20 protein-coding genes and 3 tRNA genes are annotated in these 19,078 nt (G+C 38.6%); 18 read left to right on the plus strand and 5 right to left on the minus strand.

The window, feature by feature from the left end:
• Window positions 1-124 precede the first annotated feature (124 nt).
• The 6 genes from AC1Z3T_RS18370 (at window position 125) to lra1 (ending at window position 5,568) form a co-directional block, all read left to right on the plus strand.
• Complete coding sequence (locus AC1Z3T_RS18370; RefSeq protein WP_100884305.1) at window positions 125-922, plus strand: aldolase/citrate lyase family protein; 798 nt, start codon at window positions 125-127, stop codon at window positions 920-922.
• A gap of 34 nt (window positions 923-956) precedes the next feature.
• Entirely contained in the window at window positions 957-2,387 is a 1,431-nt protein-coding gene (gene aldA, locus AC1Z3T_RS18375) for an aldehyde dehydrogenase (RefSeq protein ID WP_100884306.1), read from the plus strand.
• 130 nt (window positions 2,388-2,517) lie between these two features.
• Entirely contained in the window at window positions 2,518-3,387 is an 870-nt protein-coding gene (locus AC1Z3T_RS18380; protein WP_100884307.1) for an amidohydrolase family protein, read from the plus strand.
• Window positions 3,387-3,701, plus strand: a complete 315-nt coding sequence (gene rhaM / locus AC1Z3T_RS18385; RefSeq protein ID WP_100884308.1) for an L-rhamnose mutarotase — start codon at window positions 3,387-3,389, stop codon at window positions 3,699-3,701. The genes AC1Z3T_RS18380 and rhaM overlap by 1 nt, the downstream gene beginning before the upstream one ends.
• A gap of 18 nt (window positions 3,702-3,719) precedes the next feature.
• On the plus strand, window positions 3,720-4,787 hold the full coding sequence (gene rhaT, locus AC1Z3T_RS18390; RefSeq protein WP_483396844.1) for an L-rhamnose/proton symporter RhaT: 1,068 nt from the start codon (window positions 3,720-3,722) through the stop codon (window positions 4,785-4,787).
• Between the two features lie 10 nt (window positions 4,788-4,797).
• A complete protein-coding gene (gene lra1 / locus AC1Z3T_RS18395) occupies window positions 4,798-5,568 on the plus strand; it encodes an L-rhamnose 1-dehydrogenase Lra1 (protein ID WP_483396846.1) in 771 nt (256 codons plus the stop codon).
• A gap of 429 nt (window positions 5,569-5,997) precedes the next feature.
• On the opposite strand, the gene AC1Z3T_RS18400 is transcribed toward lra1, so the two are convergent.
• From AC1Z3T_RS18400 to AC1Z3T_RS18410, 3 genes are all read right to left on the minus strand, one after another.
• A tRNA-Gly gene (locus tag AC1Z3T_RS18400) sits at window positions 5,998-6,073 on the minus strand.
• 45 nt (window positions 6,074-6,118) lie between these two features.
• Window positions 6,119-6,194, minus strand: a tRNA-Gly gene (locus AC1Z3T_RS18405).
• Between the two features lie 47 nt (window positions 6,195-6,241).
• Window positions 6,242-6,314, minus strand: a tRNA-Gly gene (locus AC1Z3T_RS18410).
• A gap of 217 nt (window positions 6,315-6,531) precedes the next feature.
• Here AC1Z3T_RS18410 and AC1Z3T_RS18415 point away from each other — a divergent pair.
• The 4 genes from AC1Z3T_RS18415 to AC1Z3T_RS18430 all read left to right on the plus strand — a co-directional run bounded on the left by AC1Z3T_RS18415 (window position 6,532) and on the right by AC1Z3T_RS18430 (window position 8,600).
• Window positions 6,532-6,840, plus strand: coding sequence for a BolA family protein (locus tag AC1Z3T_RS18415; RefSeq protein WP_004832071.1), 309 nt, complete (start codon window positions 6,532-6,534; stop codon window positions 6,838-6,840).
• An 18-nt stretch (window positions 6,841-6,858) separates the two neighbouring features.
• Window positions 6,859-7,251: a SirB2 family protein gene (locus tag AC1Z3T_RS18420; protein WP_483396847.1), complete on the plus strand. Its 393-nt coding sequence runs from the start codon at window positions 6,859-6,861 to the stop codon at window positions 7,249-7,251.
• Between the two features lie 85 nt (window positions 7,252-7,336).
• Window positions 7,337-8,173 (plus strand): ParA family protein, encoded by an 837-nt coding sequence (locus AC1Z3T_RS18425; RefSeq protein ID WP_005034655.1) that lies wholly within the window; start codon window positions 7,337-7,339, stop codon window positions 8,171-8,173.
• A 13-nt stretch (window positions 8,174-8,186) separates the two neighbouring features.
• Complete coding sequence (locus AC1Z3T_RS18430; protein ID WP_004832065.1) at window positions 8,187-8,600, plus strand: hypothetical protein; 414 nt, start codon at window positions 8,187-8,189, stop codon at window positions 8,598-8,600.
• A 72-nt stretch (window positions 8,601-8,672) separates the two neighbouring features.
• Here the strand turns inward: AC1Z3T_RS18430 and AC1Z3T_RS18435 are convergent, their stop codons facing one another.
• A complete protein-coding gene (locus AC1Z3T_RS18435; protein ID WP_004832063.1) occupies window positions 8,673-9,323 on the minus strand; it encodes a DedA family protein in 651 nt (216 codons plus the stop codon).
• Between the two features lie 196 nt (window positions 9,324-9,519).
• Between AC1Z3T_RS18435 and AC1Z3T_RS18440 the strand changes: the two genes are divergently transcribed.
• The 4 genes from AC1Z3T_RS18440 (at window position 9,520) to AC1Z3T_RS18455 (ending at window position 13,447) form a co-directional block, all read left to right on the plus strand.
• On the plus strand, window positions 9,520-9,936 hold the full coding sequence (locus AC1Z3T_RS18440) for a DoxX family protein (protein WP_009585111.1): 417 nt from the start codon (window positions 9,520-9,522) through the stop codon (window positions 9,934-9,936).
• Window positions 9,937-10,052: 116 nt separating this feature from the next.
• Entirely contained in the window at window positions 10,053-10,679 is a 627-nt protein-coding gene (locus AC1Z3T_RS18445; protein WP_309803238.1) for a hypothetical protein, read from the plus strand.
• A 120-nt stretch (window positions 10,680-10,799) separates the two neighbouring features.
• Window positions 10,800-12,368: a glutamine-hydrolyzing GMP synthase gene (gene guaA / locus AC1Z3T_RS18450; RefSeq protein ID WP_004832057.1), complete on the plus strand. Its 1,569-nt coding sequence runs from the start codon at window positions 10,800-10,802 to the stop codon at window positions 12,366-12,368.
• A gap of 404 nt (window positions 12,369-12,772) precedes the next feature.
• Window positions 12,773-13,447, plus strand: coding sequence for an HNH endonuclease (locus AC1Z3T_RS18455; protein WP_262540710.1), 675 nt, complete (start codon window positions 12,773-12,775; stop codon window positions 13,445-13,447).
• Between the two features lie 93 nt (window positions 13,448-13,540).
• Here AC1Z3T_RS18455 and AC1Z3T_RS18460 read toward each other — a convergent pair whose 3' ends face one another.
• A complete protein-coding gene (locus tag AC1Z3T_RS18460; protein WP_009585116.1) occupies window positions 13,541-14,308 on the minus strand; it encodes a putative porin in 768 nt (255 codons plus the stop codon).
• A gap of 484 nt (window positions 14,309-14,792) precedes the next feature.
• On the opposite strand from AC1Z3T_RS18460, the gene prfB reads away from it, so the two are divergent.
• From prfB to AC1Z3T_RS18480, 4 genes are all read left to right on the plus strand, one after another.
• Window positions 14,793-15,888 (plus strand): peptide chain release factor 2 gene (prfB, locus tag AC1Z3T_RS18465; RefSeq protein WP_100250478.1). Its coding sequence is split into 2 segments (ribosomal slippage): window positions 14,793-14,864 and window positions 14,866-15,888, totalling 1,095 coding nucleotides; the frame shifts between segments, so codons are not numbered across the junction.
• A 140-nt stretch (window positions 15,889-16,028) separates the two neighbouring features.
• Window positions 16,029-16,328, plus strand: a complete 300-nt coding sequence (locus AC1Z3T_RS18470; protein ID WP_009585144.1) for an ArsR/SmtB family transcription factor — start codon at window positions 16,029-16,031, stop codon at window positions 16,326-16,328.
• A gap of 36 nt (window positions 16,329-16,364) precedes the next feature.
• On the plus strand, window positions 16,365-17,423 hold the full coding sequence (locus tag AC1Z3T_RS18475; RefSeq protein WP_151962140.1) for an alkene reductase: 1,059 nt from the start codon (window positions 16,365-16,367) through the stop codon (window positions 17,421-17,423).
• A 349-nt stretch (window positions 17,424-17,772) separates the two neighbouring features.
• Window positions 17,773-19,053 carry a 3-deoxy-D-manno-octulosonic acid transferase gene (locus tag AC1Z3T_RS18480; RefSeq protein WP_483396849.1) on the plus strand — a complete coding sequence of 427 codons (1,281 nt, stop codon included), beginning with the start codon at window positions 17,773-17,775 and terminating at the stop codon, window positions 19,051-19,053.
• The last annotated feature ends 25 nt before the right edge of the window (window positions 19,054-19,078 follow it).

The following is a 19,078-nucleotide window of genomic DNA, read 5'->3' on the forward strand; positions in this document are numbered from 1 at the left end:
GATTTGCGGGTTTGATTTTACTTGGTAGCGTTGCGTTTGTTGGTGCAGTTGCAGCGTTCCTATTGGCAAATACGCATAAAAATAACTTTTCATTTCTCTCATTTAAACAAGGAAATTGAACTCAATGAACTTACCAAACAACTTTAAGAAGAATATTGCGGCTAAGCAAACCCAATATGGAATGTGGTTAAGTACAGCATCGCCATATGTGGCAGAGATTGCAGCTACATCGGAATACGATTGGTATTTAATTGACGGAGAACATGCTCCAAATACAATCCAAAGCTTACATGGACAATTGCAAGCTATCGCACCGTACAAAGGTCATCCTGTGGTACGTGTAGTAGAAGGGACCAAAGCCAATATCAAGCAAGCTTTAGATATTGGCGCACAAACTCTACTGATTCCAATGGTGGATACTGCTGAACAAGCACAAGAAGTTGTTGATGCAACACGCTATGCGCCACAAGGGACACGTGGTGTTGGGGCTGGTGTTGCACGTGCTGCACGCTGGGGGCGTGTAGAAAACTACATGGCAAAAGCCAATGAAGATATCTGCATACTTATTCAAGTTGAAAGTCAAACAGCTGTTGAAAACTTAAATGAAATTTTAAAAGTTGAAGGTATCGATGGCGTATTTATTGGTCCTGCAGACTTATCAGCATCGTTAGGCTATCCAGATCAAGCAGAACATGAAAATGTACAAGCGGTTATCAAAAATACGATTGATAAAATTCTTGCATCAGGCAAAGCAGTCGGCTTTTTAGCACCAGATCCTGCTGTGGCCAAACGAGCAATTGAATGGGGTGTGACCTTTATTGCAGTGGGTGTAGACACCATGCTGTATACCCAAGCACTTGATGACCGCCTAAATTTGTTTAAACAAAGCAATAGTAACCTTGAAGTGAAATCTAGTTACTAAAACAGATAATTCAAAACGTAAAAGGAATGACACGATGATATTAGAAAGCTATCAAAATTATATTAATGGTCAGTTTGTCACATCTACCGATCATTTTACCGTGGAAAATCCAGCTAATCAGGATGTATTGGCTTATATTCCAAGTGCGACCCAATCAGATATAGACGCAGCAATTGATGCAGCACGTCAAGCGCAAAAATCATGGGCAAAAAAAACAGCAATTGAACGTGCACAATATTTAAAAAAAATTGCCAATAAAATTCGTGAGAATGTGCCACGTTTAGCACGCATTATCGTAGAAGAGCAAAGTAAAGTCGCTTCACTTGCAGAAGTAGAAGTGAACTTCACAGCTGATTACTTAGATTATATGGCGGAATGGGCGCGTCGTTTAGAAGGTGAAATTATTCAAAGTGATCGTGCGAATGAACAGATCTTCTTGTTTCGTAAACCACTTGGTGTAGTTGCAGGGATTCTGCCTTGGAACTTCCCATTCTTCTTAATCGCACGCAAAATGGCACCAGCATTACTCACTGGTAATACTATAGTCATTAAACCAAGTGAAGAAACCCCAATTAACTGTTTTGAATTTGCAAAATTAGTTGCAGAAACTGATTTACCAGCAGGCGTATTTAATGTTTTGGGTGGAAAAGGCGAAGTGGGTGGTTTACTTTCTTCAAGTAGCGAAGTCGATATGATTAGCTTCACTGGGAGTATTGCAACAGGTAGTCGCATTCAGGCAGCCTCAGCACCCAATATCACTAAATTAAATCTAGAGCTCGGTGGTAAAGCACCTGCGATTGTATTGAATGATGCCAATCTTGATTTAGCAGCCAATGCTATTTGGAATTCTCGAGTCATTAACACCGGGCAAGTCTGTAACTGTATAGAACGTGTTTATGTACAACGTGATATTGCAGACCAATTTATTGAAAAAGTAACAGCGTTGATGCAAAGCACAAAATATGGCGATCCAAGTAAAATGAATGATCTACATATGGGTTCATTAATTAACCAGCAAGGCTTAAATAAGATTGATACACATGTTAAACAGGCGATTGAACAAGGTGCGAAAGTTGTAACAGGTGGAAATATTGCTGATCTTGGACAAGGGTATCACTACCAACCAACAGTACTGATTAACTGTAACAACAGCATGGATATCTTACATAAAGAAATCTTTGGGCCTGTGTTACCAATTGCGATTGTAGATGATTTAGATCAAGCAATTGAATACTCAAATGACTGTGAATACGGTTTAACGTCATCGATCTTTAGCCAAAACATTAACTCAGTAATGCAAGCATGCCGAGAATTGTCATTTGGTGAAACCTATGTAAATCGCGAGCACTTTGAGGCGATGCAAGGTTTTCATGCGGGTGTTAGAAAGTCAGGTGTAGGTGGTGCAGATGGGAAACATGGATTATATGAATATATGCATACCCACGTAGTTTATATGCAGAACTAATCAACTCAACCTAATCATCTAGACTAAAGGTTTATAGCGTAATTGACAGGGAAGTCAGCGCTATAAATTGATTAAAAAATACAACACCTTGCTGTGTTTACGGGATTGCTTTGCGATAAGGAAATCGAACATGCTTCAACCACATTATATTTTAGACAGTCATATTCATCTATTTGATGCTTCACGTGCTGAAGGTATCCCTTGGCCTGTTGCAGGCGATTTAATTTATCAAACTTACCTTGCTGATGACGTTGAAAAAGCTTTGACGCCTTTAATGATCAATAAAGCAATTGCAATCGAAGCAAGTGCTTGGTTTTCTGATAACCAATGGTTACTCAATCAAGTGAATCAATCAGATTTTTATGTAGGCTGTGTGGGCAATTTAGATATCAATAGCCCTGAGTTTATCAAGCAATTTGAACAGTTTAAATATCAAGAGAAATATCTTGGAATTCGTTACGGTAATTTGTGGGGGCGTAACTTAAAACACATTTGTACTCAGCAATCGGTATTACAGCATCTTAAACAATTGGCACAAGCGAATAAATCATTAGATGTTGCCAATCCTGATATTGAGTTACTTGAAGCAGTCCTGAGCATTAAGCAACAACTGCCTGAATTGAGTGTCATCATTGACCATTTACCGAATATTCAATTGATTGATAAGCAATCACAATACTTAAAGTTAATTCAACAACTCGCTCGGATGGAAAATACATACGTTAAATTTTCTGAAATTATTCAGCTGGAACATGCTCAACGACGCTTTGATGTGGAGTTATACCATCAAGGATTAGATCGAATTGTTGAGTGTTTTGGGGTATCGAGAATCATGTTTGGTAGTGATTACCCTAATAGTGAGTATTTAGGACCTGTCACTAGCATTATGCAATTGGTACAGGACTATTGTGAAGGAATGTCACAAACAGAAGTTGATCAATTGTTTTATCAAACAGCAATAAAAGCCTATTCATTAACAATTGAAGTAGAGGCGAAATAATGAAAATTATAGCGAATAGAATGCAAGTGAATGTGGGGCAGGAAGCCGAATATAAGCGACGTCATGATGAAATTTGGCCCGAATTATCGCAGTTATTAAAAGAACATGGCATTCATGAATATCGCATATTTTTAGATGAAGAAACATGTGCATTATTTGCCATATTAATGGTGGAAAATCCTGAGCGTTTAATTGATCTTCCATCGAATCCAATCATGCAAAAGTGGTGGGAATATATGAAAGATATCATGCCATCAAATTCAGACTTTTCACCTGTCAGTACCGAGTTAAAAGAAGTGTTTTACCTTCCATAAATTAATAAGGAGATTAACATGGAATTAATTGTTTTAGGTGTGTTCTTACACTTTGTTGGCGGCTTCGCATCAGGAAGTTTTTATATTCCGTATAATAAAGTTAGTGGGTGGAGTTGGGAAAGCTATTGGATCATGGGAGGGATATTCTCATGGCTAATCGTTCCTGCGATTGCTGCATACTTAACCGTTCCCCATTTTTTTGACATCATTTTAACAGCAAACTCTAAAACCTTATTTTGGACATATATTTTGGGGGTTCTATGGGGAATCGGTGGTTTAACATTTGGCTTAACTATGCGTTACTTAGGTTTATCACTTGGTATGACCATTGTTTTGGGACTATGTTCCGTATTTGGAGCAATTATCCCACCGATTTACAAAGATTTATTTACTACGCAAACAGAAAATACGTTCACTGCATTAATACATAGTAATGGCGGTAATTTGATTATCTTGGGTGTAATCATCACGATTATCGGGATTTCAATTTGTGGTAAAGCAGGCATGATCAAAGAACGAGAGGTGCCTGATGAAACTAAAAAAGAATCAGTAAAAGAGTTTTCATTACCTAAAGGTTTAACGGTTGCGATTATTTCTGGTGTGCTTAGTGCATGCTTCAGCTTTGGTATTTCAGCAGGTAAACCACTTGCAGATATGGCTTTAACGTATGGCGCGAATAGTTTATTCCAAAATAACGTTACGTTCATTTTAATTATGTGGGGTGGTTTAACGACCAATGCAATTTACTGCGTATTCTTGAACCTTAAAAATAAGAGCTATACCGATTATACCAATACATCTACCCCATTATTATTGAACTATATACTGGTCGCGCTTGCAGGAACATTGTGGTATCTACAATTTTTCTTCTACGGTATGGGGGAAAGTCGTTTAAATAATGAGGCAAGTTCATGGATTTTACATATGTCATTTATTATTTTGACATCGAATTTATGGGGCTTTTACTTTGGTGAGTGGAAAGGTACATCAAGCAAAAACCGTAAAGTGATTTATTTAGGAATACTTGTGATTCTGATTTCCGTATGTCTTGTTGGATACGGTAACTATCTTAATCATACCGAATAAGGAATAAAAAATGTTATTAAAAGATAAAGTTGTAGTGATTACAGGTGCATCACGTGGGATTGGACGTGCTGCGGCTTTAGAGTGTGCCAAACAAGGTGCCGATGTAGTGATTGCCCATAGCGGTCGTCCAACAGGTAACGATGCAGCCCAAAGTCTAATTATAGAAATCCAAGCTATTGGTCGTCGTGCGATTGATGTTGGTGCAGATTCAGCAAGTCTGGATACAGGCGAGCTGATTATTCATGAAGCAGTAAAAGTTTTTGATAAAATTAATGTTTTTGTAAATAATGCAGGTATTTGCCCATTTCATTCATTTTTAGATATGCCAAAAGATCTATATATGCAAACGGTAAATACTAATTTAAATGGTGCTTATTTCGCAGTACAAGCAGCGGCAAATCAAATGAAAAAGCAGGGTAACGGTGGTTCTATCATTGCTGTTAGTTCAATCAGTGCATTAGTTGGTGGAGGAATGCAAACACATTACACCCCAACCAAAGCGGGCTTGCTGTCTTTGATGCAATCATGTGCTGTGGCTTTAGGTCACTATGGCATTCGTTGTAATGCGATTTTGCCAGGAACAATTGCAACAGATATTAATAAAGAAGACTTAGCAGACAAAGAAAAATTTAACTACATGTCAAGTCGTACTTGCTTAGGGCGTTTAGGTGTTCCTGAAGATATTGCAGGTCCAATCGTATTTTTAGCCTCTGATATGGCGAGTTATGTTACTGGCGCATCATTATTGGTTGATGGCGGTTTATTCGTAAATCTACAGTAATTTTGAATTGGGAAGATACTGAAGCGCGCATTAACATCACAAAACGTGGTGGTAATGCATTGCAAAACGAATCTGATGCATTAAATGGTCAGATCTCGCAAGTACAAGAAATTCCTTTCAGGCGCTAGTATTGTTTTTTCTTTTGTAAAGCAATAATTTAAGGGGCTAAATATTTCAAATGATGTATCAGTAAAAATGCATAATAAAAATTATCTCTGATGATAGATAAGCTTTTTTATAAATAATTAAATCATAAGCTTATGATTGTTGTTGATGGAAGGCTTTTGATTCAGGTGTAATGGGGTTGGATAAGTTAAAAAAGAGAATGAGATTGAAAAGATGTCTAATGAATGTTGTCGAAAACCTGTAAACTGAAAAGTTTTTTAGGCAAAAAAAAGCCCCGATCTTTCGATCAGGGCTTTTTGAATTTGGAGCGGGAAAGGAGACTCGAACTCCCGACCCCAACCTTGGCAAGGTTATGCTCTACCAACTGAGCTATTCCCGCGGAGTCTGTCCAATTTTTTAAATAAAAAACTGAATAAAAAAATTTTGGAGCGGGAAAGGAGACTCGAACTCCCGACCCCAACCTTGGCAAGGTTATGCTCTACCAACTGAGCTATTCCCGCGGAGTCTGTCCAATTTTTTAAATAAAAAACTGAATAAAAAAAATTTGAGCGGGAAAGGAGACTCGAACTCCCGACCCCAACCTTGGCAAGGTTATGCTCTACCAACTGAGCTATTCCCGCATGCGGTGTATAATACATCAACAAATGATAGGGTCAAGATTTTTCTGCAAGGTTCAGGGTTAATTGCATAAAATAAAGACATTTTTATGAAAAAAATTCAAAATTCAATTTAAAACATTCTAATCTGGTTGTAAAAGTCTAGCTTTAGTCACGGAGAAGTATCAAGAATCCGTTATACTATGGAATCTACCCGTTGGCATCTCTAAAAGGAAAGCGCATGAGTTTAGAACAGCAATTGATTGAACAGTTAAATCAACTTGAGCCATCTCATTTAGAAGTGATCAATGAGTCTTCAGGTCATGGTGGATATTTTCCGGGTAAAGAATCACATTTTAAAGTGGTGATCGTCAGTGAGCAATTTGCTGGATTACGTTTGGTACAGCGACATCAAAAGGTCTATGCAGTCGCTCAAGAACTCCTTAGCCCTGGAAAAATTCATGCTTTGGCGATTCATGCCTACATCCCAAGTGAATGGCAAGGTCAAGCACCTGCAAGCCCTGAATGTGCACATGCACCTAAGTCATAACACTTAGGATGATTTAAGATGGATATACATCTATTAGTTAAAATTATTCACATGAGCAGTGTGGTCTTACTCATACTGGTTTTTGTGTTACGTGCAGTGACTTTATTTGTAGGTACGCAAGGTCAACAGCCAAGTCCAAAAGGACGTGTTGCCTTGGTTGCCTTACAGCATCTTTCATTGACAGTCATTGTGCTCACGGGTATCACTTTATTAATCATCAATGATTTCAAAGTACAGCCGTGGTTCTATGCCAAAGTCATGCTGTTTATTGTCTTTCTTTCCTCACAAATTAAAGCCTATAAAAAAGATGATTCGGTGCTTTTGGTTCAACGCCGTGCAGGTATGGTGATTGGAGCAGTAGCGTTGATTGCAACCTTAAGCTTGGTGATGATTAAACCAGTTTTTAGCTGATTGTCAGACATGAATTTCACACTTGGATAAGGTCTAGGTTAAACTGTATACACGTTTAAAAATAATGAGATATTGGGGGATTGATATGTTGACTCGTGTGGTGTTTAACCAAAAGGGCGGTGTAGGGAAATCAAGTATTACCGTAAATCTCGCAGCCATTAGTGCCTATCAAGGTTTTAAAACACTGGTGATCGACTTAGATCCTCAAGCAAACTCAAGCCAATATTTGTTAGGCGACGATGCAACCTATTCTGCGGAAAAGACAGCTTTAGAACCCAATATTGAAAACTTCTTTAATGATGTGCTGGGAAATAATCAGCAAAAAGGTCTGATTGGTAATGCATTGGGCACACTTCTCAAAACAAAGAATAAGGGCTTTGAACAATACATTCATCGCTCACCATTTAAAGATTTAGATGTATTGCCAGCGAGTCCGAGTTTGGGTGAATTAGAGCATGCTTTAGAATCAAAGCATAAGATTTATAAACTGCGTGATGCTATTCAAACTTTGTCTGATCAATATGAGCGTATTTATATTGATACACCTCCAGCATTTAACTTCTTTACCTTGTCTGCGTTGATTTCGGCAGATCGCGTATTGATTCCATTTGATTGTGATGTGTTCTCAAAACGAGCATTACAAACTTTGATTGAAAATGTTATTGAAACACAAGATGACCATAATGATCGCCTTGAAATTGAAGGTATTGTGGTGAATCAATATCAGGCACAAGCCAAATTACCGCGTGAAGTGGTCCAGCAACTCAAAGATGAAGGCTTGCCTGTTTTAGAAAATATGTTGCCACCATCCGTGTTAATGAAAGAGTCACATCATAAAAATCTACCATTAATTCATTTGGCTACAGATCATAAATTGACTCAAGCCTATCAATCATTGTTCAATGAGATTGATAAAAAATAATTTCGAGATTGTAATGAAATCATTGAAAATGACTTCTGCTAAATTAACCGTTGTTGCCTTAACGACGGTACTTGTATCTGCATGTGCGACGACGGTGAAGCCGACCTATGTGTCACCAACGCAGTATCAATCCATGAACTGTATGCAACTGGCAACAGAATTTAACCGCATTCAACAATATATCAATAATGGTGTTCAACCAGCAAAACGCACAGGTGTTGGAGTTGGTTTAGGTGTTGGTGGTGGTTGGGGCAGCGGTGGCTGGGGTTGGGGAATTGGTCCAAGTATCTCGGTGAATTTAGGACAATCTTCAAACACTAAGAACACTGAACTATCTCGCCTCTATGGTGAGCAAGATGCGCTTTCACAAGCAGCTCAATTTAAAAACTGTCCTTATGTACCTAAACGTCAGCAAGTAAAAAAATAAACACTTTAAACAGAAACAACACAGCCGATTTTAAAATCGGCTGTGTTGTTATATGAATCTTTTGCGAGTCATTTATTCATTGTCTGGCAGTTTATGTTTGTTAAAAAACTTATGACGGATATAGCCAATGATGCCAGGGAGTACGCTTAAAATAATAATACCAAATACTAAATGGGTGAAATTATCTTTCACGATTGGCATATTACCGAATAAATAACCTAAAATAATAAAAGAACCCACCCAGCAAATTCCACCTACCGCATTATAAGTGAGAAAGTATTTATAATTCATACTTCCTGCACCTGCCACAAAGGGCGCAAATGTACGGGCAAAAGGAATAAAACGAGCAAAAATAATCGTTTTTCCACCATGCTTTTCAAAAAACTGTGAGGTTTTAAGCAAATGTTCTTTATTGATAAATTTTGAATCAATTTCGAAAACACGTGGACCAATATACTTGCCAATATGGTAATTTAAAGTATCACCAAGAACGGCGGCAATAAATAACAGTACAATTAAAACGGTTGGATCCATTGCACCTGTAGATGCAGCTAAAGCACCCGCTGCAAAGAGTAAGCTGTCCCCAGGTAAAAAGGGCATGACCACTAGACCTGTTTCAACGAAAATAATCAGGAATAAGATTCCATATACCCAAACACCGTAATTTTTAATAAATTCAAAAAGGTGCTCATCTATATGCAAAATAAAATCAATCAGATCCATAAGGCAAAAACTATGCGAATTGGTGCACAAATCCTAGCAGTGTGAGTTATGAAAGTCAGTATTAAAAAGTAAATATTTAAATTTATCATTGTTCTTAATTTGAAACGATAAGTTTAAAATTTAGGTATCGATCTGAAAATTTTTACTGACTAATATATATCCATCTTCAAAACGAAATACAAATTTAGGTGTTCTCATGTTTAATCCAAATGTTGTAGTTAAAAATATTGTAAATCAGCCAAGTACGAATGCATTCATTGCATTGGTTGCTCGAATCTTAATGGCTTATATTTTCCTTGTGGCAGGTTGGGGAAAAATCACAGCATATAGTGCAACAGTCGGTTATATGGAATCTATGGGTGTACCGGGTGCAATGTTGCCTTTAACAATTTTGGTTGAGTTTGGTGGTGGTTTAGCGTTGTTATTTGGTTTTCAAGCACGATTTGCTGCATTTGGTTTAGGTGTTTTTAGTTTGATTACGGCTTTCTTATTCCACGGTGGTGAAACAGATGCAATTAACTTTATGAAAAACTTTGCAATGGCGGGTGGTCTATTTTTCTTAATGCTTCATGGAGCAGGGCGTTTCAGTATTGATCATGCCATTGAAAAATAAAACTGAACATGCAAACAAGCCAGATCAATCTCTGGCTTTTTTGTGTTTTGATTTTGGTTTATTCAAACAGATGAATCGGTTTATGCTATGTCAAAGACCTTATTTAAGCTTGCACAATGAAAAAAGAAATCTTAGAAAGAATACAGGCGCTTGGTGGTAATATTGACCAGATCAAAGGAGTATCGTGGATAGATGACTTATGCGCTATTCGTTTCAATAGCGTTTTATATGAACGACCTCAAGATACGCCTTGGGCAACAGCGGATGATCAAGAACCTATTTATGGTCTAGGTGAATATATCGATCAACATCAAGCCGAACTCGATAAAAATCCTGATGCCTTTTTCACTCAACTGATTCAAGAATATTATCAACTGACTGAAGAAGGACGAGGGCAAAGCTTTTGGCAACCCATACTCTTTACTCCTTATAAAGAAGGCACGGCTGATTTTAAAGAATGGAATGATGACTTTTTAGACGATGATGTTGATCTCAACGCAATCATCCAACTGACTCAAAATCCAAAACCTGAGCTTTTACAACTATTTTACCGCTATAGTTTTCCTGATCATTTATATATTTGTGCCTCAGATCCCTGTCCTGAAAATCCGACCCTATTTGGCACAGATCATGAGGTTTTTTTTAGAGAAGTGACGAATGAAGGTTGTTTAGAAAGTTTTTTAAATCGGTGTATGACACCAACCGAATTGATCGAAATCATTAAACAGAAAATGAATCTATAAGTTGATTATTTAAAATGATTTTTTAGAAAGATTGCGAACTTGCTTGAATGGAGTGCGTACAGCTTATAAAAATGATAGAATATGGCGCTTATATTCGTTTGCCTGCATAGTTGTTGACTCATGACTACCAATACTCAAATTACTGAAGATCGTATCCTTATCTTGGATTTCGGTTCTCAATATAGCCAGCTTATTGCACGCCGTGTACGTGAAGCTGGTGTATATTCTGAAATGTATGCTTTTGATATGTCTGAAGAAGACATTCGTGCCTTTAATCCAAATGGTATCATCTTGTCGGGTGGTCCAGAGAGTGTGCATGAGGAAGGTAGTCCACGTGCGCCAAAATGTGTATTCGAATTAGGCGTACCAGTATTGGGTATTTGCTATGGTTTACAAACCATGTCTGAACAGCTTGGCGGTAAAGTAGAACCAGGTACAGTACATGAGTTTGGTTATGCTGCCGTTGATGTCTTGGTTCGTGACCAACTGCTTGGCGATTTAAACGATGGCGAAGACAAACTCAATGTTTGGATGAGCCATGGCGATAAAGTTTCAGCAATCCCTGAAGGCTTTAAAGTGACTGCAAGTACACCAAGTTGCCCGTTTGCAGCAGTGAGTGATGAAACTCGTCGTTTTTATGGTGTGCAATTCCACCCAGAAGTTACTCATACCGCTAAAGGTGCAGAGTTATTGTCTAACTTCGTACATGGAATCTGTGGTTGCCGTAATCTTTGGAACTCTGAAAATATCATCGACTTACGTGTTGAACAATTACGTGAGCAAATTGGTGATCAAAAAGTTCTTTTAGGTCTTTCTGGTGGTGTGGATTCTTCAGTTGTTGCTGCATTGCTTCATAAAGCAATTGGTGATCAATTGACATGTGTATTTGTTGACAACGGTTTACTTCGTTTAAACGAAGGTCAGCAAGTGATGGATATGTTCGCGAAAAACATGGGTATTCGTGTGATTCGTGCGGATGCTGAAAATCGCTTCTTATCTGCACTTGCAGGTGAAGTTGATCCAGAGAAAAAACGTAAAATTATTGGTCGTGAATTCATCGAAGTATTTGCAGAAGAAGCACGTAAACTTGATGGTGTAAACTTCCTTGCGCAAGGTACGATTTACCCTGACGTGATTGAGTCTGCGGCAACTAAAAATGGTAAGGCGCATGTGATTAAATCACACCATAATGTGGGTGGTTTACCTGAAGATTTGGCATTCGAGTTGGTTGAGCCAATTCGTGATTTGTTTAAAGATGAAGTGCGTCGTTTAGGGACAACTTTAGGCTTACCACATGAAATGCTGTATCGTCACCCATTCCCAGGTCCAGGTTTAGGTGTTCGTATTTTGGGTGAAGTGAAGAAAGAATATGCTGATATTCTTCGCCTTGCAGATGACATCTTTATGCAAGAGCTTCGTGCAAGTGGTTGGTATGATAAAACTGCGCAAGCTTTCGCTGTATTCCAACCTGTCAAATCAGTGGGTGTGGTGGGTGACGGTCGTCGTTATGCTTGGGTCATTGCGCTGCGTGCGGTTGAAACTGTTGACTTTATGACGGCTCGTTTTGCTCACTTGCCGTATGAGTTGGTGGATAAAATCTCGACACGTATCATGAATGAAATTAAAGATGTTTCTCGTGTGGTATATGACGTATCTTCTAAGCCACCAGCAACAATTGAATGGGAGTAATTCAGGGGTTTCAAGAAGCGAAGCTTCTTGCCTGAATTACGCCAAGGGCTGTGCCCGCGGCAGCAGGAGCTTTCTAAAAGCAACGCTTCTTGCCTGAATTACGCCAAGGGCTGTGCCCGCGGCAGCAGGAGCTTTCTAAAAGCAACGCTTCTTGCCTGAATTACGCCAAGGGCTGTGCCCGCGGCAGTAGGAGCTTTCTAAAAGCAACGCTTCTTGCCTGAATTACGCCAAGGGCTGTGCCCGCGGCAGTGGGGGCTTTCTAAAAGCAACGCTTCTTGCTGATTTTACGCCAAGAGTTATGCTCACGGCAGCAGTAGTTTAGAAAAAATTAATGACTAAATTAAAGGACGCATAAGCGTCCTTTTTTAATGTATAGTTGAAAAATAGAATAATTAGAGATGCTTATGGATTTTTATCATTGGTTGATAGAAGAAAGAAGATTATCAACCGCAACAGCGTCCAAATATGTTTTGGTGATTCAAAATAGAATCGGTGAATGGCTTCCAAGTTATCAGTTGCCAAAAAATAGTATTGAGTTTGACGCTCTAAAAAAGATGATCTTCACTCTAGATATTTATAAAGAGCGCAATCATGTTGGGAATAATATGTACTCTTCTGCGCTCAACCATTATGGAAATTATTTAAAAGAATTTGATATTCGAGATCGAAATATATTCACGGCAAATCAAAATTTTACCTCAGAAGCTGAAAGATTGGTGATGATACGTCTTACGCAATACAAGTTTCGAAAAAAATTATTTGATTTGCATCCCTACTGTGCTGTAACTGGCTACAAGAATCCGCAGTTATTGACAGCATCTCATATAAAACCTTGGGCAAAATCTGAGGATGAAGAAAGAAGTGATGAATATAATGGATTATTGCTCGTCCCAAATTTTGACAGATTATTTGATCAAGGTTTAATTTCTTTTGATCAGAGCGGAAATACTTTATTGAGTTCTCAATTAACTGATGTCGATAAAGAATTTTTTAAAATACCTTCAAAAGCATATTTTGAATTTCATTCGAAACATCAATATTATTTAGAATTTCATCGAGATACAATTTTTGGTAAATAATTTACGCTGCAAAATTAGCGACATTATAAATTGTTATAAAAAACAAAAAAGCCAGTCAAGTGACTGGCTTTTAATGTCATCTTGGATTTTAACTTAGAAACGGTATCCAGCACGAACGCCATAAGTGTTGTAGTCATCACCGAAACCAACACGACCTTCTAAGCTTACGTTTTGATTGAAGAATTTCTTCGCAGAAATACCCCATTCATCACGTTTCGTAAGATCATTGTTATAGTAATCAGCACCAACACTTAAAGTTTTATCTAAATATAAGTCACCACGTACTTTATATTCGTCTAAATCACCGAATGCGCCAAATGCTTCAAAGTTAGCATCATATTGACCCACTTTAGTCACATATTTAGCACGTACAGTTGGGTCTGCGCCGTCATCACCGTTTTTAACGTCATAACCCGTTACACCCAAAGCAAGTAATAAACCTGGTGCAGGTAAATAACCCACTTCAGCACCGTAAGTTGTTACTTTATTGTCGATGTCTGTACGATCGACTTCATGTTCGTCACGACCAATACGACCACTTACATAGAAGTCAGAGTTTGGTACGAAGTATTCAAGACCAGCACCGTATTGGCTGTCTTTTACACCGCTGTTTTTTGCATATTCTACATTGGCTTTTACATTACTTGCACGATCTAAAAATGCAGCTTCATTCAACGGTGAGTTACGTGTTTGTACTGGTTTAAAGTAATAAGTACCATCTACACCGAAGTTATGAGTAGCATCAGAGTTGTCCCAATCATTATAAGTATAAGAACCACCTACTTCTGCTTGGTAAGCATGTGCAGTGCCAGTTAAAGCGGCTACGGAAAAGATTGCAGATGCAATTGCTAATTTTTTCATGGAATTTGCCCCCTATGAAGAAGAATTGATTTATACATGTTTAGTTACAATTTTGAGTTTAGGTGAAATTCAAAAATCGTCAACCATGTGATGGTAACGAGACTGTAACAATAGTGAGTATATGTAAATAATTAATATTAAATATATGATAAATATAATTTAAATATTGTGTTTTGTTTTATTAAAACTGTGTGGATAATGTGGATATTAGTAGGCTTTGGGTAAGTGATGGACATACTTTGTAATAAAAAAGTATGTAGGCGTTAACGAGCTCTTAATTAATTTATCAGTAGTATCATTTTTGAACACCATAATCGACGGTTACAAAGTGATTAAAGAGATTGTGAAGATTAATTTATTTCCCTCATGTTTGAAGAGCATTACTGAGCTTTATATGGAACTATAAAAAGCCATATCTCAACTTTTTGTACTCTGTGGTAGAATGCCTGCGAATTAAAAGACGTCAAATGTGAGATTAAAACTCGTGGAAATTAATCCTTATCTAGTTCAGCTAAAAGACTTAAATGACCGTGGTCTAACACTACGGGGGTATCTTTGACTACGATCTAAAGAAAGAGCGTTTAGAAGAGGTTCTCCGCGAGTTAGAAGATCCTGCGATCTGGAATGATCAAAGCCGTGCACAAGCTATGGCGAAAGAAAAAGGCGAGCTTGAAAACGTCATCAATGTATTAGAAGGTTTGGCAACGCAGTTAGATGACGCCCAAGCTATGCTTGATCTAGCAGTTGAAGCAGATGATGAAAGCTTATTGGCTGATGTACAAGCTGAATTGAGCTCGGCTGAAGAAGAGTTGGCAAAACTTGAATTCCGTCGTATGTTTAGTAATCCAATGGATCCGAATCCTTGCTATGTAGAAATCCAAGCAGGTTCTGGTGGTACCGAAGCGCAAGATTGGGCTTCTATGCTGTTACGTATGTATATGCGTTGGATTGAACGTCATGGCTTTAAAGCAGAGTTGATGGAAGAATCTGATGGTGATGTTGCGGGTATCAAATCTGCAACAATCCGTGTAGAAGGTGAGTATGCATATGGTTGGTTACGTACCGAATCAGGTGTGCACCGTTTAGTCCGTAAGTCACCCTTTGACTCTGGTAACCGCCGTCACACCTCATTCTCAGCGGTATTTGTTTCACCTGAAGTTGACGATAATATTGAAATTGATATTAATCCTGCTGACGTGCGTACAGATACCTACCGTGCATCAGGTGCGGGTGGTCAGCACATTAACAAAACAGACTCAGCCGTCCGTTTAACTCATGCACCAACAGGAATTGTGGTGGCTTGTCAGAACCAACGTTCACAACATGCCAACCGTGACCATGCTTGGAAACAATTACGTGCCAAATTATACGAATTGGAAATGAGTAAACGTAATGAGGCAGCTCAAGCGCTTGAAGATTCCAAATCGGATATCGGTTGGGGAAGTCAGATTCGTTCATATGTATTGGATGACTCTCGTATTAAAGACTTACGTACAGGCGTAGAAAACTCAAATACCGGTGCAGTATTGGATGGTGATCTGGATAAATTTATTGAAGCCAGTTTAAAACAAGGTCTTTAATTTAAAATTTTAACAAAAGCAAAGCTTTATCTGTATTTTTGCAATATATCTAAAAAAATCGATATTAAAATCGGGAAAATGCGATATATTAAATGCAAAGATGCTGAATGGAGCTTTGCTCTGAATTGAATGTGTCTAAGATGGATATTGATTTAATTTCTAAAGCATTGGCGAATCCGACTCGACGTCAGATTTTGGAGTGGCTTAAAAACCCACAACAATATTTGTCAGAAGAGCAGTGCGGTGGCTTTGGGCGTGGTGTGTGTGCAGGGAATATCGAAAGACTCGGTAATGTCTCTCAATCTACCATGTCAAATCATTTGTCTGTTTTACAACAGTCAGGATTAATTCAGGCAGAAAAATATGGTCAGTGGTCATACTTTTCACGCAATGAAGCGCTCATTCAGCAATATATTGATTATCTACAAAACTCGCTTTAAGGTCTCAAATTCGGGACAGCGAGTGATGAGGCAAATATGGCTGAACTCAATTCTCCCCTTGTACTTGGCGATTTACATCTCAAAAATCGTGTGGTGATGGCTCCATTAACGCGTAGCCGTGCCACCGCTGATCGTGTACCTACAGCAATGATGGTTGAATACTATGCACAACGTGCTAGTGCAGGTTTAATCATTTCTGAAGCTACTGTCATTTCAGAAGAAGCCAATGGCTATCTCAATACCCCTGGATTATTTACTGAAGCACAGGTAGCAGGATGGAAACCTGTGACTCAAGCAGTGCATGATCGAGGTGGGTTAATTGTGGCGCAGTTATGGCATGTTGGTCGTGTTTCACATCCAGATTTACTTAATGGTGAAACCCCTGTATCTGCGAGTTCGATTCAGCAAGCAGGTCAGGTCAGTCTACTACGTCCTAAACGTGACTATGTGATTCCACGTACTTTAGAAATTTCTGAAATTCACAGCATTACGGAACAATATAAACAAGCTGCAATCAAAGCCAAACAAGCAGGTTTTGATGGTGTGGAATTACATGCAGCCAATGGTTATTTGATCGATCAATTCTTACAAAGTTCAACCAATCATCGTGAGGATGAATATGGTGGTTCGGTAGAAAATCGCGTCCGCTTTTTACTCGAAGTAGTAGATGCTTTAATCGAAGTATGGGGCGCAGGTCGTGTTGGTGTACATCTCGCACCGCGTGGCGATGAACATGATATGGGTGACGCTGATCCACGTGAAACTTTTGGTTATGCACTTGAGCAACTTGGTCAGCGTAAAATTGCATTTTTCTTTACCCGTGAGTATTTGGCTGAAGACAGTATCAGTCAATATATGAAGCAGCGTTCAGGTGGCGTACCGTATATTGCCAATATGCGTTTAAGTCGTGAAGATGCGATTCAATTACTAGCATCTGGTCAGGCAGATGCTGTGTCATTTGGTAAGGCGTATATTGCCAATCCTGATTTGTTTGAGCGCCTGGTTCAGGATGCACCTTTGAATGAATTGGTGTTTGAAAATATGATTGGTTCGCAAACAGCAGAAGGCTATATTGATTATCCAGCTTTAGCTTAATCACATTGTTGTTTTATGAGCTAAAACGATTTTTTACTAGAGCGTATGTAGCTGACTTCATATAGCTAAAATATGCAAAGCTTTGCATCATAGGATCTCGTTCATATCGCAATCGCAAAAGATCAGATTGGGTTGTAGTATAAATATCTATGCTTCAACCCATAAAATTCCGATTAGATTTCATTTCTGATCAGCTAAACAAAGCATGCTTTTGTACTAATGGATTACATGTCTTGGCTTTAGTAAAAAGTTTTCCAGTGCCGTGACAACAAATCGTTAAATATTATTCATTAACAACTGAATAATGCTCTGTTATATTTGCCCATTGATTTGTATAGAGGCATTCTGTTTGGCTACTCCTTTCTGGTATAACGCAGCACTTGTAATCGTCAAACCTTTGTATCGTTGGCGAATTAAAAAACGTGCACAAAATATGGCGGAATACCAACAAGAATGTCTTGAACGTTTTGGTCCATTTCAATCAGTAAAAAATCAACATGCAATTTGGTTTCACTGTGTCTCTGTAGGTGAAACCAATGCAGCACAACCTTTAATTGAGCATTATCTAAAAGCAGGTCATGCTGTTTTAGTGACCAATACAACAAAAACAGGGCAAGCGCGCTCAAAATCATTATTTTTAAAAGCACCGTATCAGCCGCTTTTTCAAGCGGTATACTTGCCTGCGGATCAGAAGCATCTGATTGCTGATTTTTATCAAAAATACCAGCCAAAACTGCTGATTTTGGTTGAAACAGAACTTTGGCCTAATCTAATTGATCAAAGCCAACAATTTAAAGTGCCGTGTATTTTGGTCAATGCCAGACTTTCAGAAAAGTCAGCCAAAGGTTATGCCAAAGCACCCAGTCTGACTTTACCGATGCTACAAAAAATGGATTATTTATTGGCACAGGATCAAGCGACACAGCAGCGTTTTGTTGATTTAGGTATTCAGCAAGTTAAAACAGAAGTGGTTGGAAGTATTAAATTCGATATTTCTGCACCAGTGCAATTTTTACAGCAGGCTGAACAGCTTCAACATGATTGGCACTTGAGTGATCGAAAAATTATAACCATCGCCAGTACGCACGCACCTGAAGAAGAAAAACTACTGATGGCATTTAAGCCATACTTAGAACGTTATCCAGACTGGGTATTGATCGTTGTACCCCGTCATCCCGAACGCTTTGATGATGTTTTTTCGACAGCACAAAGCTTAGATTTAATCACTCATCGCCGTAGTTTAGAACAGACAATCCAAACGGATACGCAAGTTTATTTAGCCGATAGCATGGGCGAAATGTGGTTGTGGTATGCCTTGAGCCAAGCATGTTTTGTTGGTGGCTCATTAAATGAACCGGGGGGTGGTCATAATATTTTGGAACCAATCGTTTTAGATATTCCTACTGTGATTGGACCACGTTATTTTAATTTCCAAGCAATCGTAGATGAATTCTTACAGGCAGATGCTGTGAAAGTTGGACAAACAGTCGATGAGGTTATTGAGCTATTGGTTCGTTGCGTGGAAGATCAGGATTTTTCCCAACAGTTGAGTCAGCATGCAGTTGAAGTATTGAATCGTAATAAAGGTTCTTTACAGAAGCATATTGCCGTGATTGATCGCTATCTATAATTCGGTATTGTTGTGAAATCCGTTG

This window comes from Acinetobacter sp. B-6, from assembly GCF_056930735.1.

What these genes read in the sequence shown, in the direction of transcription:
- AC1Z3T_RS18370 (WP_100884305.1), top strand. Translation starts at nt 125, where the DNA reads ATGAACTTACCAAACAACTTTAAGAAGAATATTGCGGCTAAGCAAACC.
- aldA (WP_100884306.1), top strand. Translation starts at nt 957, where the DNA reads ATGATATTAGAAAGCTATCAAAATTATATTAATGGTCAGTTTGTCACA.
- AC1Z3T_RS18380 (WP_100884307.1), top strand. Translation starts at nt 2,518, where the DNA reads ATGCTTCAACCACATTATATTTTAGACAGTCATATTCATCTATTTGAT.
- rhaM (WP_100884308.1), top strand. Translation starts at nt 3,387, where the DNA reads ATGAAAATTATAGCGAATAGAATGCAAGTGAATGTGGGGCAGGAAGCC.
- rhaT (WP_483396844.1), top strand. Translation starts at nt 3,720, where the DNA reads ATGGAATTAATTGTTTTAGGTGTGTTCTTACACTTTGTTGGCGGCTTC.
- lra1 (WP_483396846.1), top strand. Translation starts at nt 4,798, where the DNA reads ATGTTATTAAAAGATAAAGTTGTAGTGATTACAGGTGCATCACGTGGG.
- AC1Z3T_RS18415 (WP_004832071.1), top strand. Translation starts at nt 6,532, where the DNA reads ATGAGTTTAGAACAGCAATTGATTGAACAGTTAAATCAACTTGAGCCA.
- AC1Z3T_RS18420 (WP_483396847.1), top strand. Translation starts at nt 6,859, where the DNA reads ATGGATATACATCTATTAGTTAAAATTATTCACATGAGCAGTGTGGTC.
- AC1Z3T_RS18425 (WP_005034655.1), top strand. Translation starts at nt 7,337, where the DNA reads ATGTTGACTCGTGTGGTGTTTAACCAAAAGGGCGGTGTAGGGAAATCA.
- AC1Z3T_RS18430 (WP_004832065.1), top strand. Translation starts at nt 8,187, where the DNA reads ATGAAATCATTGAAAATGACTTCTGCTAAATTAACCGTTGTTGCCTTA.
- AC1Z3T_RS18435 (WP_004832063.1), bottom strand. Translation starts at nt 9,323, where the DNA reads ATGGATCTGATTGATTTTATTTTGCATATAGATGAGCACCTTTTTGAA.
- AC1Z3T_RS18440 (WP_009585111.1), top strand. Translation starts at nt 9,520, where the DNA reads ATGTTTAATCCAAATGTTGTAGTTAAAAATATTGTAAATCAGCCAAGT.
- AC1Z3T_RS18445 (WP_309803238.1), top strand. Translation starts at nt 10,053, where the DNA reads ATGAAAAAAGAAATCTTAGAAAGAATACAGGCGCTTGGTGGTAATATT.
- guaA (WP_004832057.1), top strand. Translation starts at nt 10,800, where the DNA reads ATGACTACCAATACTCAAATTACTGAAGATCGTATCCTTATCTTGGAT.
- AC1Z3T_RS18455 (WP_262540710.1), top strand. Translation starts at nt 12,773, where the DNA reads ATGGATTTTTATCATTGGTTGATAGAAGAAAGAAGATTATCAACCGCA.
- AC1Z3T_RS18460 (WP_009585116.1), bottom strand. Translation starts at nt 14,308, where the DNA reads ATGAAAAAATTAGCAATTGCATCTGCAATCTTTTCCGTAGCCGCTTTA.
- AC1Z3T_RS18470 (WP_009585144.1), top strand. Translation starts at nt 16,029, where the DNA reads ATGGATATTGATTTAATTTCTAAAGCATTGGCGAATCCGACTCGACGT.
- AC1Z3T_RS18475 (WP_151962140.1), top strand. Translation starts at nt 16,365, where the DNA reads ATGGCTGAACTCAATTCTCCCCTTGTACTTGGCGATTTACATCTCAAA.